The sequence below is a fragment of the Psychrobacter sp. ANT_H56B genome (assembly GCF_008369245.1).
GTDB lineage: Bacteria > Pseudomonadota > Gammaproteobacteria > Pseudomonadales > Moraxellaceae > Psychrobacter > Psychrobacter cryohalolentis.
Genome location: NZ_VOBF01000026.1, coordinates 1 through 710 on the forward strand (window position 1 = coordinate 1; position 710 = coordinate 710).

Sequence of the window (710 nt, forward strand, 5' to 3'; positions counted from 1 at the left end):
AAGGGGCTGTCCTAGATAACTAGTTCAGTTCCTGTTTAACCCATTGTTTCAGCTGATGTAATTGACGTTTTGGATCACTGTAGTTAAAACGCCACTCACATTCCTTTAAAAACAGATGGAAATGCTCTTTTGGGATGCCATTATATTTACGCATATGTCGTTTGGCTTGGCTCCAAAAGTTCTCTATTCCGTTGATATGGTTTCTGTCTTGTGCAAACTCTTTTGAGTGATTAATACGGTAATGGGTAAACTCGCTCACATCAAGGGCGTTATAACTTCTGAATGAGTCAGTATAGACAATGCTATCAGGCTTTACTTTCTCTCTTATAATAGGGATTAAGGTCTCAGCTCTGGCATTAGGAATAATACAAGCGTAGACGCTACCATTGCGCTTAAGCAGTCCGAAAACAGGCACTTTGTTACCAGCACCGCGACCACGTTTGCCTTTGCGTCTGCCGCCAAAGTAGCTCTCATCAACTTCTATTTCGCCTTCTAGAAGACCAGGTTCCTGACTGTTTTCATAAATCAGTAGTCTAAGACGATGAAAGTAATAGCTGGCTGTTGTTTTATTAACACCCACTAAGCTTGCTGCTGTTCTTGCGGTAGAACCGGCAACAAATAGTTCGATAAGCTTAGTTTGTTTGTACCAACTTAATCTACTCTTTCTCATATGGCTATCCTAGATTATTTTACTTATCTAGGACAGCCCC

General features: G+C 41.0%; 1 protein-coding gene. It reads right to left on the reverse strand.

The genetic code is table 11. The features are described 5' to 3' along the window. Positions 1-19: 19 nt before the first annotated feature. On the reverse strand, positions 20-670 hold the full coding sequence (locus FQ082_RS12910; protein ID WP_149493457.1) for an IS1595 family transposase: 651 nt from the start codon (positions 668-670) through the stop codon (positions 20-22). Positions 671-710 lie beyond the last annotated feature (40 nt).